At 72.9% G+C, this 14282-nt stretch carries 14 protein-coding genes; 9 read left to right on the top strand and 5 right to left on the bottom strand.

Annotated features, from left to right (window positions below):
• The first annotated feature begins 1 nt into the window (after position 1).
• From AC1050_RS09890 to AC1050_RS09870, 5 genes are all read left to right on the top strand, one after another.
• The gene (locus AC1050_RS09890) at positions 2-973 is read left to right on the top strand and encodes a carbohydrate ABC transporter permease (RefSeq protein ID WP_482387173.1); all 972 of its coding nucleotides are present in this window, start codon (positions 2-4) and stop codon (positions 971-973) included.
• Positions 963-1892, top strand: coding sequence for a carbohydrate ABC transporter permease (locus AC1050_RS09885; RefSeq protein ID WP_482387172.1), 930 nt, complete (start codon positions 963-965; stop codon positions 1890-1892). Before AC1050_RS09890 ends, AC1050_RS09885 begins: the two co-directional genes overlap by 11 nt.
• A 153-nt stretch (positions 1893-2045) precedes the next feature.
• Positions 2046-3092: a LacI family DNA-binding transcriptional regulator gene (locus tag AC1050_RS09880; RefSeq protein ID WP_482387271.1), complete on the top strand. Its 1047-nt coding sequence runs from the start codon at positions 2046-2048 to the stop codon at positions 3090-3092.
• A 98-nt stretch (positions 3093-3190) separates the two neighbouring features.
• A complete protein-coding gene (locus tag AC1050_RS09875) occupies positions 3191-4243 on the top strand; it encodes an LLM class flavin-dependent oxidoreductase (RefSeq protein WP_482387171.1) in 1053 nt (350 codons plus the stop codon).
• Positions 4240-4929 carry an NADPH-dependent F420 reductase gene (locus AC1050_RS09870; RefSeq protein WP_482387170.1) on the top strand — a complete coding sequence of 230 codons (690 nt, stop codon included), beginning with the start codon at positions 4240-4242 and terminating at the stop codon, positions 4927-4929. Before AC1050_RS09875 ends, AC1050_RS09870 begins: the two co-directional genes overlap by 4 nt.
• A gap of 2 nt (positions 4930-4931) precedes the next feature.
• Here the strand turns inward: AC1050_RS09870 and AC1050_RS09865 are convergent, their stop codons facing one another.
• The 5 genes from AC1050_RS09865 to AC1050_RS09845 form a co-directional block, all read right to left on the bottom strand.
• Complete coding sequence (locus tag AC1050_RS09865) at positions 4932-5612, bottom strand: DUF624 domain-containing protein (protein WP_482387169.1); 681 nt, start codon at positions 5610-5612, stop codon at positions 4932-4934.
• The gene (locus AC1050_RS09860; protein WP_482387168.1) at positions 5609-6988 is read right to left on the bottom strand and encodes an arabinan endo-1,5-alpha-L-arabinosidase; all 1380 of its coding nucleotides are present in this window, start codon (positions 6986-6988) and stop codon (positions 5609-5611) included. The genes AC1050_RS09865 and AC1050_RS09860 overlap by 4 nt, the downstream gene beginning before the upstream one ends.
• Positions 6985-7845, bottom strand: a complete 861-nt coding sequence (locus tag AC1050_RS09855) for a carbohydrate ABC transporter permease (protein ID WP_482387167.1) — start codon at positions 7843-7845, stop codon at positions 6985-6987. The genes AC1050_RS09860 and AC1050_RS09855 overlap by 4 nt, the downstream gene beginning before the upstream one ends.
• A gap of 13 nt (positions 7846-7858) precedes the next feature.
• Entirely contained in the window at positions 7859-8851 is a 993-nt protein-coding gene (locus AC1050_RS09850) for a carbohydrate ABC transporter permease (RefSeq protein ID WP_482387166.1), read from the bottom strand.
• A gap of 86 nt (positions 8852-8937) precedes the next feature.
• Positions 8938-10284, bottom strand: coding sequence for an ABC transporter substrate-binding protein (locus AC1050_RS09845; protein ID WP_482387165.1), 1347 nt, complete (start codon positions 10282-10284; stop codon positions 8938-8940).
• Between the two features lie 291 nt (positions 10285-10575).
• On the opposite strand from AC1050_RS09845, the gene arfA reads away from it, so the two are divergent.
• The 4 genes from arfA (at position 10576) to AC1050_RS09825 (ending at position 14281) form a co-directional block, all read left to right on the top strand.
• Positions 10576-12084 (top strand): arabinosylfuranosidase ArfA, encoded by a 1509-nt coding sequence (gene arfA / locus AC1050_RS09840; RefSeq protein ID WP_482387164.1) that lies wholly within the window; start codon positions 10576-10578, stop codon positions 12082-12084.
• Positions 12077-13180: an arabinan endo-1,5-alpha-L-arabinosidase gene (locus AC1050_RS09835; RefSeq protein ID WP_482387163.1), complete on the top strand. Its 1104-nt coding sequence runs from the start codon at positions 12077-12079 to the stop codon at positions 13178-13180. Before arfA ends, AC1050_RS09835 begins: the two co-directional genes overlap by 8 nt.
• Before the next feature lie 77 nt (positions 13181-13257).
• On the top strand, positions 13258-13683 hold the full coding sequence (locus tag AC1050_RS09830) for a helix-turn-helix domain-containing protein (protein ID WP_482387162.1): 426 nt from the start codon (positions 13258-13260) through the stop codon (positions 13681-13683).
• Between the two features lie 28 nt (positions 13684-13711).
• The gene (locus AC1050_RS09825; protein WP_482387161.1) at positions 13712-14281 is read left to right on the top strand and encodes a PIN domain-containing protein; all 570 of its coding nucleotides are present in this window, start codon (positions 13712-13714) and stop codon (positions 14279-14281) included.
• The last annotated feature ends 1 nt before the right edge of the window (position 14282 follow it).

Here is a 14282-nt window from a genome sequence, read left to right as displayed (position 1 = left end):
CATGAGCACTGTCACCACACCGTCCCAGTCCCAGGCGGCCTCCGCGCCGCCGCGGTCGCCGGACCTGCCCGGGCGCACCCGGCGCGGGCGCGGCAGCCGCGAGGGCAACGGCTGGGCGTTCATCATCCCGTTCCTGGTCGTCGCCGTCCTGTTCCTGGTCGTGCCGACCCTGTGGGGGCTCGGCCTGAGCTTCACCGAGCAGTCCCTCATGGGCAACGGCGGCTGGGTCGGGTTCGACAACTACGCCGAGGCCTTCGGCGACGCGACCATGTGGTCCACGCTGGGCAACACGGTCGTCTTCACCCTGATGAGCACGATCCCGCTGGTGGTGGTCGCCCTCGTGATGGCCCTGCTGGTCTACACCGGGCTGCCCGGGCAGTGGGTCTGGCGGCTCGCGTTCTTCGCGCCGTACATGCTGCCGGTCGCGGTCGTCGTGCAGATCTGGGTCTGGCTGTACCAGCCGGAGATCGGGTTCTTCAACTACTGGCTCGACCAGCTGGGGCTGGACAAGGTCGGCTGGCTGACGGACGAGAACGTCGCCATGTGGTCGATGGCCCTGCTGACCCTGTGGTGGACCGTCGGGTTCAACTTCCTGCTGTACCTGTCGGCGCTGCAGGCCATCCCGGACCAGATGTACGAGGCCGCGGCGCTCGACGGCGCCGGTGCCGGCCGGCGGCTCTGGTCGATCACGCTGCCGCAGGTGCGCGCCACGACCGTGCTGGTCACGGTGCTGCAGGTGCTCGCCTCGCTCAAGGTGTTCGACCAGATGTTCATCGCCTTCAACGGCGGCAGCGGCCCGGGCGGCGTGACCCGGCCGATCCTGCAGTACATCTACGACACCGGCTTCACCGGCTACCGCATGGGGTACGCCTCGGCGATGTCGTACATCTACTTCGCGCTCATCATCCTGGTCGCCGTGGTGTTCCAGGTGGCGACCACCGCCCGCCGGAAGGAGCAGCGCCGTGGCCGTTGACACCGTCGACGCCCCCGTCACGAACGGGGGGTTCCGTCGCACCTACACCGAGCGGCGCGAGGAGAACCGGCGCACCCGGTTCCTCGTGCTCGGCCGCAGCAAGGTCGCGACCGTCCTCGCGATCGTCCTGCTCGTTCTCATGGCCGTGTCGTGGCTGCTGCCGCTGCTGTGGGCCGTCGACACCTCGTTCAAGACCGAGGCCCAGGCCCAGGAGGTGCCGCTGCAGTGGTTCCCCGACGGCGGGTTCACGCTCGAGAACTACCGGTCGGTCTTCGAGCGCGGCGAGGTGCCGCGCTGGATGGCCAACACCCTGCTGGTCGCCGGGTCGGTCACGATCCTCACCGTGGCCGTCTGCGCCCTCGCCGGGTACGGGTTCGCCCGCACGCGGTTCCGCGGCAAGAACGTGATGTTCGCGGCGACCATCGCGCTGATCGCGGTGCCCGGGCAGATCCTCATCGTGCCGCTGTTCCGGCAGATGGAGGCGCTCGGGTTCGTGGACACCTACCAGGGCGTGATCCTGCCCCAGCTGGTGGCGCCGGTGATGGTCTACATCTTCTCGAAGTTCTTCGCGGAGGTGCCGCAGGAGATCGAGGACGCCGCGCGGGTCGACGGGGCGGGGCACTGGCGGACGTTCTGGTCCATCGTGCTGCCGATCTCCCGCCCGATCGTGTCGGCGGTCGCGATCTTCGTGTTCATCGGCGCGTGGAACAACTTCCTGTGGCCGTTCATCGTCACCAACAACCCGGACCTCATGACCCTGCCGGTCGGGCTGTCGACGGTGAAGAACGCCTACGGCACGATCTACGCGCAGACGATGGCCTCCGCGGTGATCGCCGCGCTACCGCTGATCCTGCTGTTCATGCTGTTCCAGCGGCAGATCGTCAAGGCGGTCGCGACCACCGGCCTGGGTGGTCGCTGAGGACCACCCGGCCGTCACCCGGATCCCGCCACCTGAGCCGCGCCGCGCCCCCTACGCTGGGGCGCGGCGCGGTCGGCGGGCGGCACCAGGGGCACGACCAGCGGGGACGAGGAGGTGGCGGTGGCCGGCAGACGGCGTCAGGCGGGCGTGACGATGCACGACGTCGCGGCCGTCGCGGGGGTCTCCATCAAGACGGTCTCGAACGTCATCAACGGGTACCCGTACATCCGCCCGGAGACCAAGGAGCGGGTCGAGGCGGCCATCGCCCAGCTCGGCTACCGGGTGAACATCTCCGCGCGGAACCTGCGCCAGGGCCGGACCGGGATGATCGGCCTGGCGGTGCCCGAGCTGAGCCTGCCGTACTTCGCGGAGCTGGCCGACTCCGTGATCCGCGCGGCGGAGCGGCACGGCGTCATCGTGCTGATCGAGCAGACCAACGCCTCCCGCGAGCGGGAGCTCGAGGTGCTCTCCGGCCAGCGCCGGCACCTCACCGACGGCCTGATCTTCTCCCCGCTCGCGCTGGGCAGCGAGGACCGGGAGCGGTTCGCCGTCGACTTCCCGATGGTGCTGCTGGGCGAGCGGATCTTCGGGGGGCCCGCCGACCACGTGACGATGAGCAACGTCGAGGCCGCGCGCGCCGCGACGCAGCACCTGATCGACTCCGGGCGCCGCCGGATCGCCGTCCTCGGCGCGCACGAGGGCGAGACCGTCGGCTCCGCCGCGCTGCGCGTCCGGGGCTACGAGCAGGCGCTCGCCGACGCGGGGCTGCCCGTGGACCCGGCGCTGGTCGGCGAGGCCGGGCTGTGGCACCGCGCCACGGGCGCCGAGGCGATGGAGCGGATGCTGGACGCCGGCACCCCGATCGACGCCGTGTTCGCGCTGAACGACGCGCTCGCGATCGGCGCGCTGCACGTGCTGCACGCCCGGGGGATCGCGGTGCCGGACGAGGTCGCCGTCATCGGGTTCGACGACATCGAGGACGCCGCGTACGCCTCGCCGCCGCTGTCGTCCGTCGCGCCGGGCCGGGAGACCATCGCGCGGACCGCCGTCGACCTGCTGCTGGCCCGGGTCGCGGGCACCGCGCCGGACGGGCACGTCGAGGTCGTCACCGACTTCGAGGTCGTCGTGCGGGAGTCGACCGCCGGTGCACGGGCGCCCAGCGCCGTCGGGTCGGCGGGCGGGCGGCCGGTCGTCGCCTGAGGCGGCGGGGGCGTCGCGGGCACGGAATGCCCGCGCCTAGTTGACGGTTCAACCACCGTGACGCACGATCGTGGCGTCGACGACACGGAGGACCCGACATGACCACCCTGCAGCTCGGACTGGACACCTTCGGCGACGTGCCGACCGACGACGCCGGGCGCCGGCTGTCGCACCCCGAGGCGATCCGCCAGGTCGTCGAGGAGGCCGTGCTGGCCGACCAGGCCGGCGTCGACGTCATCGCGCTGGGGGAGCACCACCGCCCCGAGTACTCCGTCTCGTCCCCGGAGACCGTGCTGGCCGGCATCGCCACCCGCACCTCGCGCATCACGCTGGCCTCGGGCGTCACCGTGCTCAGCTCCGACGACCCCGTGCGGGTGTTCCAGCGGTTCGCCACCGTCGACGCCCTGTCCGGCGGCCGCGCGCAGGTGATCCTCGGCCGCGGGTCGTTCACCGAGTCCTTCCCGCTGTTCGGCTACGACCTGGCCGACTACGACGTGCTGTTCGAGGAGAAGATCGACCTGTTCCACCGGCTGCTGGCCGAGGAGCCGGTCACCTGGAGCGGCAGCACCCGCGCGGCCCTGCAGGACGCCGACGTCTACCCGAAGACGGCCGACGGCCTCGACACCTGGGTCGGCGTCGGCGGCTCCCCGCAGTCCGTCGTCCGCGCCGCCCGCTACGGCCTGCCCCTCATGCTCGCGATCATCGGCGGCGAGCCGGAGCGGTTCCGCCCGTACGTGGACCTGTACCGGCGCGCGGCCGACCAGCTCGAGACCCCGCGGCGGCCCGTGGGCATGCACTCGCCCGGCTTCGTCGCCGCGACCGACGAGGAGGCCCGCGAGATCCACTACGGCCCGTACAAGCAGATGCGGGACACCATCGGCGCCCTGCGCGGCTGGCCGCCCCTGCGCCGGGCCGAGTACGAGCACGACCTGGAGCACGGCTCGCTGTACGTGGGCTCGCCCGAGACCGTCGCGCGCAAGATCGCCCGGTCGGTCCGCGCACTGGACGTGAGCCGGTTCGACCTGGTCTACACCGCCGGCCCCCAGCCGGCCTCGGCGCGGCTGCGCGCCGTCGAGCTCTACGGCAGCCAGGTCGCGCCCCTGGTGCGCGAGCTCCTGGCGGAGGGCGACCGGGCGGGGGACGCGGCGTGACCCGCGGGACGCTCGGCATCCTCGGCGCGGGCAAGCTCGGCACGGTGCTCGCCCGGCTCGGCGTGGCCGCGGGCTACGACGTCCTCGTGGCCGGGTCCGGCGACCCGGAGCGGATCCGCCTGATCGTGGAGGTGCTGGTGCCCGGGGCGCGCGCGGTGAGCACGGCGGAGGTCGCGGCCGGCGCCGACCTGGTGGTGCTCGCCATCCCGCTGGGCCGGCTGCCCGACGTCCCGGCGGCGGCGCTCGCGGGCACGGTCGTCGTGGACGCGATGAACTACTGGTGGGAGGCCGACGGCGAGCGCCCCGACCTGGCCGACCCGGCCGTCGCGACCAGCGTGCTCGTCGCCGACGCCCTGCCCGGCGCGGCCGTGGTCAAGGCGTTCAACCACATGGGGTACCACGACCTCGACGAGGGGCCGCTGCCCGCCGGGGCGCCCGGGCGGCGCGCGGTGGCGGTGGCCGGGGACGACGCCGCGGCCGTCGCCCGGGTCTCCGAGCTGGTCGACGCGCTCGGGTTCGACCCGGTCGACGCCGGGTCGCTCGCCGGCAGCGTCAGCCTGCAGCCGCACGCCGAGGCGTTCGGGGCGAACGAGGACGCCGCGACGCTGCGGGCGATGGTCGAGCGGTTCCCGGCGACCGACCGCGGGCGCGAGGTCGCGGCGGCCCGGGCGATGGCCCGGGCCTGACGTCAGCCCGCCGACGCGTCGACCCGGTCCAGCCGCCGGTCCACGACCACCCCGGTGAGCAGCACCGCCACGGCCGCCGCGCCCAGCGGCAGCAGCACCGTCAGGTGCCACGCCACGAGCCCGACCGCGGCGAGCGTCACGAGCACCGCGACGGTGGTGCCCGGCGACGTCGGCGGAGCCAGCAGCAGGAACCGCCACGTCCGGCCGAACGGCTCGTCGTACCGGCGCACCACGGGGAGGAACCAGGCCCCGAGCACCAGCACGGCCGCGCCCAGGAGCAGCAGCCCCGCGGCGGCCACGGCGGCCGGCCCCGTGGACCCGGTGGCGGCCGCGAGCCCCGGGAGCGCGAGGGCGTCGGCCGCGAGCAGCGCGGTCGCCGCGAGCAGCGGCCAGCCCAGCCGGTTCAGGCGCCGGAAGTCCGCCCGGTAGGCCGACCAGAAGGCCCGGAGGACCGAGTCCGGCGGGTCGCCCGCGGCCGTCGCGGCGAGCACGCGACCGGCGGCCCCGAGCGCCGGCAGCACCCCGAGCAGCACCCCGCCGAGCAGCGTGCCCAGCAGGACGAGCAGGTTGACCGCGACCACCCGGGCGACGACCCGCAGCCAGCGCATCACGGCCCCGGCCCAGCCGGGGACGTCCTCGCCGCCGTCGTGCACCGGGACCCGCGCGGACGTCGCCGCGGTCACCGGGCACCGCCCGCCGTCGCCGGGGTCTCGACCCGGGTCGCGACCGTCACCACGCCGGTGCCCGTGTCGAGCACCGCGCAGGACAGGGCCGGCCGGTCCCGGACCGCGTCCCAGGACGGGAACGCGACGGCCTGCACCGGGGCGCGCCCGGGGATGTTCCACGTGAACCGTCCGCGGCCGTGCGCCGTGCCTCCGGCCAGCTCCGTCGCGTCGACGGTGCGTCGGACGGACGGCGTGAGCGCGGCGCCGTGCGCGAACGTGACCACCTCCCACCCGCCCGCCAGCTCCGCGGTGGTCGCCGGCCAGTCCGCGGGGTCGTCGGCCTCCCGCGGTCCGGCCCACGGTTGCGGGGACACCAGCGGCCAGCCGTCGGCCGTCCACACGACGCGGCGCACCTGCACCTCGTGCTGCGTCGGGTCGTCGGCGTCCCGGACGTGGTGCACCAGCAGGTGCCGGACCCCGCCCTCGTGCGCGGGCGCGGGCTCGGCGAGCACCGCGGCGTGCCCGGGCGCGAGTCGGCCCGGCCCGCCGGCGAACCGGTGCCCCGCCAGCACCGTCGTGCCGACGCCCGCGGGGTCGCCGGCCTCGTCGGTGGTGAGCCGCCCGGTGACGTCCCGGAACGGCCCGGTCACGGCGGGTCCCGCGGCGACGCGCAGGTGGTAGGTCTCGAACAGCGAGTCGTACGACGTCAGCAGCACGTACCCGCCGCCGGGGCGGTCGAGCACGAAGGCGCCCTCCACGGCGCCGTCGACCGACCGCGGCCGGCGGGCCAGCACGGTGCCCGGCCCCGCGGTGGGCTCGCCGCCGGTGCCGTGCACGAACCCCGTGCCGGGGTCGAGCTCCAGCGCGTGGATGCCGCCGAAGAACGACCCGTAGACCAGCCAGTGCCGGCCCTCGGCGTCGACGACCGCGTTCGCGTCGATGGCGTTCGGGCCGTCCACCTCGTGCCGGCTGGTGACCACCAGGCCGCGGTCCTGCCACGGTCCGGCGGGGTGCGGGGCGGTGGCCAGGCCGATGGCCGAGGTCCGGGAGCCGAACGTCGACGCGGAGTAGTACATCCGCCACCGCTCGGCGTCCGGGACGGCGACCGTCGCGGGAACCCGGACCACGTCCGGCGCCCACAGCCCGGTCGCGCCGGACCAGGCCGCCGCGGCCGCGGGCACGCCGTCGAGCGCCCAACTGTGGAACGTCCAGCCGACCAGGTCGGCCGACCGGCGCACCTGCACGCCGCCGCGGGGCAGCGGGCCGTCGCCGTAGGCGTCGGTGGAGAACAGCCAGTAGACGCCGTCGTCGTCCCGGACCGCGGTCGGGTCGTGCGCGTGCCGCGCCCCCCAGCCCGCGGCGCCGTGGTCGGTGGCCGGTGCCGTGGCGGTCATCCCTTGGCCCCCGTCAGGGCGACCGACTCGATGATCTGCCGCTGGAAGATCAGGAACACGACCAGCAGCGGCAGCAGCGCGAGGAACGACGCCGCCATGATCAGCGGGTAGTCGCGCTGCGTGGCGTACTCGACGTTCAGGTTGGCGATGACCACCTGCAGCGTCTGCTTGGACTCGGTGTTCAGGTACAGGATCGGCGCGAGGTAGTCGTTCCAGATGGTCATGAACCAGAGGATGAACTGCGCCGCGATGGCGGGCCGGATCAGCGGGAACACCATCTTGCGGAAGATCTGCAGGTACGAGGCCCCGTCGATCTTGGCGGCCTCGACCATGGAGTCCGGCACGCTCGACAGGTACTGCCGCAGGAAGAAGATCATCACGATGTTGCCGAACAGCAGCGGCACGATCAGCGGCAGCAGGGTGTCGACCCAGCCGATCTTCGAGAACATGACGAACTGCGGGATCATCAGCGTCGGGTAGGGGATCATCAGGCCGGTCAGCAGCGCGATGAAGATCGCGTTCTTGAACGGCAGGCGCATCTTGGCCAGCGCGAACGCGGCCAGCGACGAGGTGATCGAGCCGACGATCGTGACGCTCCCGGCCACGATCACGCTGTTCTTGAACCCGGACAGCACGTTGGTGTCCGTCCAGATGCGGGCGAAGGTGCCCCACTGCGGCGGGTCCGGGATCCACACCGGCGGCAGCGCGAACACGTCGGCCTTGGTCTTGAGCGCCGTGGTGATCATCCACAGCAGCGGCGCGAGCATCACGACGGCACCGAGCGCCAGCACGACGAACAGGACGGTGTTCACCAGGCGGTTCTGCGAGGTGACGGACCGGGGGGCCTTGCGGCTCATTCTCGGATCCCCTTCAGTCGATGCTGAACGAGTTGCGCCGGTTCAGGCGGAACTGGACGAGGGTGACGACGAAGACGATCAGCCCGAGCACGACGGACATCGCCGTGGCGTAGCCCATCTGCTGGTACTTGAACGCCTGCCGGACGATGTAGTAGACGATCGACGCCGAGCTGAACTCGGGTCCGCCGGTCGGCGTCATGATGTTGATCTCGGTGAAGATCTGCGAGCCGGCGATGACGTTCGTGACGACGAGGAAGAACGTCACGGGGCGCACCATCGGCAGCGTGATGGACCGGAACCGGTGGTAGCCGTTCGCGCCGTCCAGCGAGGCCGCCTCGTACAGCGACCGCGGCACGGACTGGATGGCCGCCAGGTACAGCAGCATCGAGTACCCGAGGCCCTTCCACACCGCCAGGACGATGATGGCCGGCTTGACCGTCGCGGTGTTCTGCAGCCAGTTCGGCCCGTCGATCCCGAACCAGGACAGCACCTGGTTCACCAGGCCGAAGTCGCCGTTGTAGGCGAACTGCCAGACGATCGCGATCGCCGCGAGCGACGAGATGACCGGCACGTAGTAGATGGTGCGGAACGCGGTCTGCCCGGGGATCTTCCGGTTCAGCGCGATCGCCAGCAGCAGAGCCAGCACCAGGCCGATCGGGATGCCGATCAGGTAGAACGCGGTGTTGCCCAGCGTCTGCAGGAAGTACGGGTCGCCCAGCAGCCGGGTGTAGTTGTCCAGGCCGATGAACCGCGGCGCGGTCAGCCCGTTCCACTGCGTCAGCGAGGCGTACAGCGCGTACCCCAGCGGGTACAGGGTGAAGACGAGGAACCCGAGCACGGGTGCCGCGATGAACGCGGCCGCCCAGCGGTGCTCGGTGCGGTGCAGGCGACGCATCGCCTGGCGGGCGCGCAGCGCCGAGCCGGCGCGCTCGTCGCCGTCCGGCGGGACGATCCCCGCGGCCGGCGCGGTGGGGACCGGGGTGGGCTCAGCTGTGGTCCGGGACATCGGCGTAGCTCCTTCGCTCGAGCGGCCCCCGGCCCGCCCGGGCTGCGTCGGCAGCGTCCGGGCGGGCGGGGGAGCGGGTCAGGGGGTCAGGCCCCGCCGCCGGCCATCTCGGCGTTGGCGTTGGACTCGTCGAGCAGCGCCTGCATCTTCGGCTGCACCTCCGCGAGGTAGTCGGCCGCGGTCTGCTGGCCGTCGAGCACCGGCTGGATGTTCACCCAGAGCTCGTCGTACCACTGGGCCCCGTAGGTGAAGGAGGCGGGCATCGCCCGGCCGTAGTCCTGGACGATGTCCAGGTACTCCTGCCGGTTGGCCGGCTGCGCGTCGGGGGCCTGGGCCCACTCCTCGGCCATGTCGATCAGGTTCGGGACCTGGATGTTCGCGTCGACCAGCGTCTGCTGCGCGTCGGCGTCCGTGGACAGGTAGGTGGCGAGCTGGACCGCCGCCTCCGGGTCGGACGTCGTGCTGGAGACGCCGATGCCGAGGCTGCCGACCCAGGTCGCGGACTCCCCGGTGCTGCCGGCGGGCCAGGGGATCACGTCGTACTCGAAGTCGAGCTCGTTGTAGACGCTGAGGTCCCACGGGGCGACGGGGAAGAACCCGATCTCGCCGGCCATCCAGCGCTGGTAGGTGTCCAGCGTCGCGGCCTCCGAGGCCGACGGGGTCACGCCGTCCACCAGCGTCAGGTCGGCGAAGTACTGCAGCGCCTCGGCGAACTCCGGGGTGTCCACGGTGACCTCGGTGCGGTCCTCGTTGGTCCAGTCCCCGCCGTTGCTCCACACCATCGACTGCAGGTTCCACTGCACGTTGAGCCCGGTGCCCCACTGGTCCACCGCGCCGTCGCCGTCGGTGTCGACGGTCAGCTGCTTGGCCAGGTCGCGGAACTCGTCGAAGGTCAGCGGGACGTCCGGGTCGGGCAGCGGGATGCCGGCGGCCTCCAGCATCGTCTTGTTGTAGCCGAACCCGAAGGGGCCGACGTCCTTCGGCAGCCCGTACAGCGCGCCCTCCGGGGTGCCCTGCAGCGTGCCGTCGAACCGGTACGAGTCCACGCCGTACGGCCAGATGTTGTCCAGGTCGACGCCGGCGTCCTCGACCTGCTGCGTGATGTCCATCAGCACGCCCGAGGCGACGTAGGACTGCAGGTTCGCCTGCTCGATGTAGAACACGTCGGGCACCTTGTTGCCGGACACCGCCGCCTGCAGCTTCGTGGCGTACTGGTCGGCGTCGGTCACGGTCATCTCGACCCGCACGCCGGTGTCCTCGGTGAACTTGTCGATCGCCGCCTGGTAGGCCGCCTTCTCGTCCGCGCCGCCGCGGAACATGAACGTGAGCGTGTCGTCGCCGCCGTCCTCGCCGCCGTCGCCGGAGCCGCACGCCGTCAGGGCGAGCGCGCCGGCGAGGGCCAGGGCCGCCACGCGCAGGGTCTTGGTGGTCATCGCGCCATTGCCTCCACTCGGATCGAGCAGGGTCTGCGGCGCCGGCGGACGGCCGTCGGTGGCGGTCCGGGGGATACGGTCGGCGCTGACCTCGTGCTCTACATCGTTGCACTACAACGTTGCAGAGAGTCGCACGGCGCACGACGCGCGGTCAAGCAACGGTTTGGTCACGGCGCTCCGCCGGCCGCGGAGCCGGCGTCCACGGGTGGTCGTCCGGTGGTTGACGCGTCGGACGCCCGCCGGGCACGATGCGCCTACAACGATGTAGAACCAGCAAGGGAGCTGCGCCGCATGTCCACCGTCACCCTGACCATCGACCCGGCGTTCCGCGTCGGGCCGGTCCGCCGCCGGACCTTCGGCGCCTTCGTCGAGCACCTGGGCCGGTGCGTCTACACCGGCATCCACGACCCCGAGCACCCCTCGGCGGACGCCGACGGCTTCCGCGGCGACGTCATCGAGCTGACCCGCGAGCTGGGCGTCTCCTCGGTCCGCTACCCCGGCGGCAACTTCGTGTCCGGCTACCGCTGGGAGGACGGCATCGGCCCGCGCGACCAGCGCCCGCGCCGGCTGGACCTGGCCTGGCACTCCACCGAGCCCAACCTGGTCGGCGTCGACGAGTTCATGCGCTGGACCGCCGCGTCGGGCACCGAGCCGATGATGGCCGTCAACCTCGGCACCCGCGGCGTGCAGGAGGCGCTGGACCTGCTCGAGTACTGCAACGTGCGCGGCGGCACGGCGCTGTCCGACCTGCGCCGGGCGAACGGCGCCGCCGACCCGTACGGCATCCGGATGTGGTGCCTCGGCAACGAGATGGACGGCCCCTGGCAGATCGGGCACAAGACCGCGCACGAGTACGGCCGGCTCGCCGCCGAGACCGCCCGCGCGATGCGGATGATCCAGCCCGACCTGGAGCTGGTGGCGTGCGGGTCGTCCGGCGTGCCGATCCCGACGTTCGGCCAGTGGGAGCAGACGGTGCTCTCCGAGACCTACGAGCACGTCGACATGATCTCGGCGCACGCGTACTACGCCGAGGAGGACGGCGACCTCGGCTCCTTCCTGGCGTCCGCGGTCGACATGGACCACTTCATCGACTCCGTCGCCGCGGTGGCCGACGGCGTGCGCGCGCACAAGAAGGTCGCGAAGCGGATCAACATCTCGTTCGACGAGTGGAACGTCTGGTACCAGAAGCGCGCCGAGTCGGTCCCGCCGTCCGGCGACGACTGGCCGGTCGCGCCGGTCCTCTTGGAGGACCGGTACAACGTCGCGGACGCCGTCGTCGTGGGCAGCATGCTGATCTCGCTGCTGCGGCACACCGACCGCGTGCACTCGGCCTCGCTCGCGCAGCTGGTCAACGTGATCGCGCCGATCATGACCGAGCCCGGCGGCCGCATCTGGCGGCAGACGACGTTCCACCCCTTCGCCCAGGCGTCCCGGTACGCCACCGGCGAGGTGCTGCAGGTCGCCGTCGACGCCCCGACGTACGAGACGGCGAAGTTCGGCGACGCCGCGATCGTCGACGCTGTCGCCACCCGCGACCCCGAGACGGGCGCCGTCGCGCTGTTCGCCGTCAACCGGTCGCAGACCGAGACGGTCACCCTCGAGGTCGACACCCGGTCCATCCCGGGGCTGCGCGTCCTGGAGGCGACCAGCCTGTCCAACCCGGACCACACCTGGTCCGCCACCGCCGACGACGCCACCTCCGTGCTGCCGCGGGCCAACGACACCGCCGCGGTCGACGGCGGCCGGCTGACCGTCCGGGTCCCGCCGGTGTCGTGGAACGTGATCCGGCTCGGTGCCTGACACCGCGACGCCTGGGTCGCCGAGGCCGCCGGCGCCGCCCGTCCGTCGCCGCCGCCGCGCCCTGGTCGCGGCGGCGGCGACGGCGGTCGTCGCGCTCGTGGCCGCAGGGGGCGTCGCGATCGCGGCGCTCGCCCGGGCCGGCGCGGCCCCCGCCGCCACCGCGCTGCCGGTGGCCGGGGACCTCGCCGTGCACGACCCCGCGCTGGTCGTGGGGGACGGGGCCGAGCCCTGGTACGTCTACTCGACCGGCGACGAGCGGGAGAACGCCGGTGCCGTGCAGGTCCGGCGGTCCACCGACGGCGGCGCGACGTGGGAGTACCTGGGCACCGCGTGGGGGCCGTCCGACTCCCCGCGGTGGGCGCAGGAGGCCGTGCCCGGCGTGGTGAGCTACTGGGCGCCGGAGCTCGCCGAGCACGACGGCACCTGGTACCTGTACTACGCCGCGTCGACGTTCGGCTCCAACCGGTCCGTCATCGGGCTGCGGACCAGCCCGACGCTCGACCCGTCCGACCCCGACTACGGCTGGACCGACCGCGGCGAGGTGTGGCGGTCCGAGCCGTCGGACCCGTACAACGCCATCGACCCCGGCATCGTCGAGGACGCCGACGGCACGCCGTGGCTGACGTTCGGGTCGTACTGGTCCGGGATCCAGGTGGTCGAGCTGGCCTGGCCGTCCGGGCTGCCGGTCGAGGGCGCCGCGCCGGTGGGGCTGGCGAGCCGGCTCGCGGCCCCGCACGCCGTCGAGGCCCCGTACGTCGTGCCGCACGACGGCTGGTTCTATCTGTTCGTCTCCCAGGACGCGTGCTGCCAGGGTGTCGACTCCACCTACCGCATCGCCGTCGGGCGCTCGCGGGACGTCACCGGCCCGTACGTGACGCGCGACGGCACCGACCTGCTGCTGGACGGCGGCGACGTGCTGCTGGAGACGACCGGGGACATGGTCGGCCCCGGCGGGCAGTCGGTGTCCCAGGGGGTCATGGCGTTCCACTACTACGACGCCGCGACCGGCGGCACCCCGACGCTGGCACTGCGGGAGCTCGCCTGGGACGCGGACGGCTGGCCGGTGCTGACGACGGCGGAGGAGCAGGCCGGCTGACCCGCTGGCGCTTGCGGATATATCTGCAACCCGGGACACTGTGACTGCAGTACCTACTCACCAGCGGAGGTCCACCGGTGCCGACCACTCTCGATGCTCGCAAGGTCGTCGTCGGACCGGCGGAGCGCCGGCAGGCGCAGGAGCTCCTCGCGCACGCCGCGCTCGGCTCGACCTGGACGGTCTCGGACGGAGCCGAGGCGCCGGTCCCTGCACCGACCGAGCTCTCCCGGCTGCTGTCCGTCATCGTCGACACGGTCGCGCGCGGCGGGGTGGTCACGGTCGGGGCGATGCCGGAGATCCTCACCACCACGGCGGCGGCCGAGGTCCTGGGCGTGTCGCGGCCGACGCTCATGAAGCTGGTCGCGGCCGGCGAGATCCCCGCGCACAAGGTGGGCAGCCACACCCGGTTGCGGACGGCGGACGTCCTGGAGTTCCGCCGCGCCCGCCTGGAGCGCCAGCGCGCGGCCGTGGTGGAGCTCCTCGAGGTGGAGCTCGGGGACTGAGTGCTGCGGGCGCGCCTAGCGTGCCCGGATGACGCAACGAGTGCTCCCCGACGCGAACGTCTGGTACTCGAAGACCCTGCGTGACTGGTTGCTGCTGATCGAGGTGTGCGGCGGGCCGTACAAGACGTGCTGGACCGAGGACGTCCTCGCCGAGACGCTGTACCACCTGCGACGCAAGCACCCCGACTGGGAGGGCGCCCGGATCGCCGCCGTCCGGGACACGATCGTGCGCGCCGCGGAGGGCGGCCGGATCGACGACTTCGTCGTCACCGCGGACTTCCCGGGGGGCGACCGGTTCGACCGGCACGTCGACGCGGCCGCGCGTGCAGGAGGGATCGGCATCGTCGTGACCGGCGACCACGGGTTCTCGGCTCCCGGTGTGGCCGACGCGCTCCCCTACGAGGTGCAGTCACCCGACGAGTTCTTCGTGCTGGTGGACGACGCGACCCCGGCGACGGTGCGGGAGGTCGCCGTCCTCCAGGCGGCGTTCTACCTCGACCGGCGAGGCGGTGCCGATCTCGGCGGGGCGCTGCGTGCGTCGGGCTGCCCGAGGTTCGGGGAGCGGGTCGACCGGCACGTACGAGCGGTGGCGCGCTGAC

The organism is Cellulomonas sp. NEAU-ZC6 (genome assembly GCF_056844425.1).
This window is presented reverse-complemented; position numbering and strand designations above follow the sequence as displayed.

What these genes read in the sequence shown, in the direction of transcription:
- AC1050_RS09880 (WP_482387271.1), top strand. Translation starts at nt 2,046, where the DNA reads ATGCACGACGTCGCGGCCGTCGCGGGGGTCTCCATCAAGACGGTCTCG.
- arfA (WP_482387164.1), top strand. Translation starts at nt 10,576, where the DNA reads ATGTCCACCGTCACCCTGACCATCGACCCGGCGTTCCGCGTCGGGCCG.
- AC1050_RS09860 (WP_482387168.1), bottom strand. Translation starts at nt 6,988, where the DNA reads ATGACCGCCACGGCACCGGCCACCGACCACGGCGCCGCGGGCTGGGGG.
- AC1050_RS09890 (WP_482387173.1), top strand. Translation starts at nt 2, where the DNA reads ATGAGCACTGTCACCACACCGTCCCAGTCCCAGGCGGCCTCCGCGCCG.
- AC1050_RS09855 (WP_482387167.1), bottom strand. Translation starts at nt 7,845, where the DNA reads ATGAGCCGCAAGGCCCCCCGGTCCGTCACCTCGCAGAACCGCCTGGTG.
- AC1050_RS09875 (WP_482387171.1), top strand. Translation starts at nt 3,191, where the DNA reads ATGACCACCCTGCAGCTCGGACTGGACACCTTCGGCGACGTGCCGACC.
- AC1050_RS09825 (WP_482387161.1), top strand. Translation starts at nt 13,712, where the DNA reads ATGACGCAACGAGTGCTCCCCGACGCGAACGTCTGGTACTCGAAGACC.
- AC1050_RS09850 (WP_482387166.1), bottom strand. Translation starts at nt 8,851, where the DNA reads ATGTCCCGGACCACAGCTGAGCCCACCCCGGTCCCCACCGCGCCGGCC.
- AC1050_RS09845 (WP_482387165.1), bottom strand. Translation starts at nt 10,284, where the DNA reads ATGACCACCAAGACCCTGCGCGTGGCGGCCCTGGCCCTCGCCGGCGCG.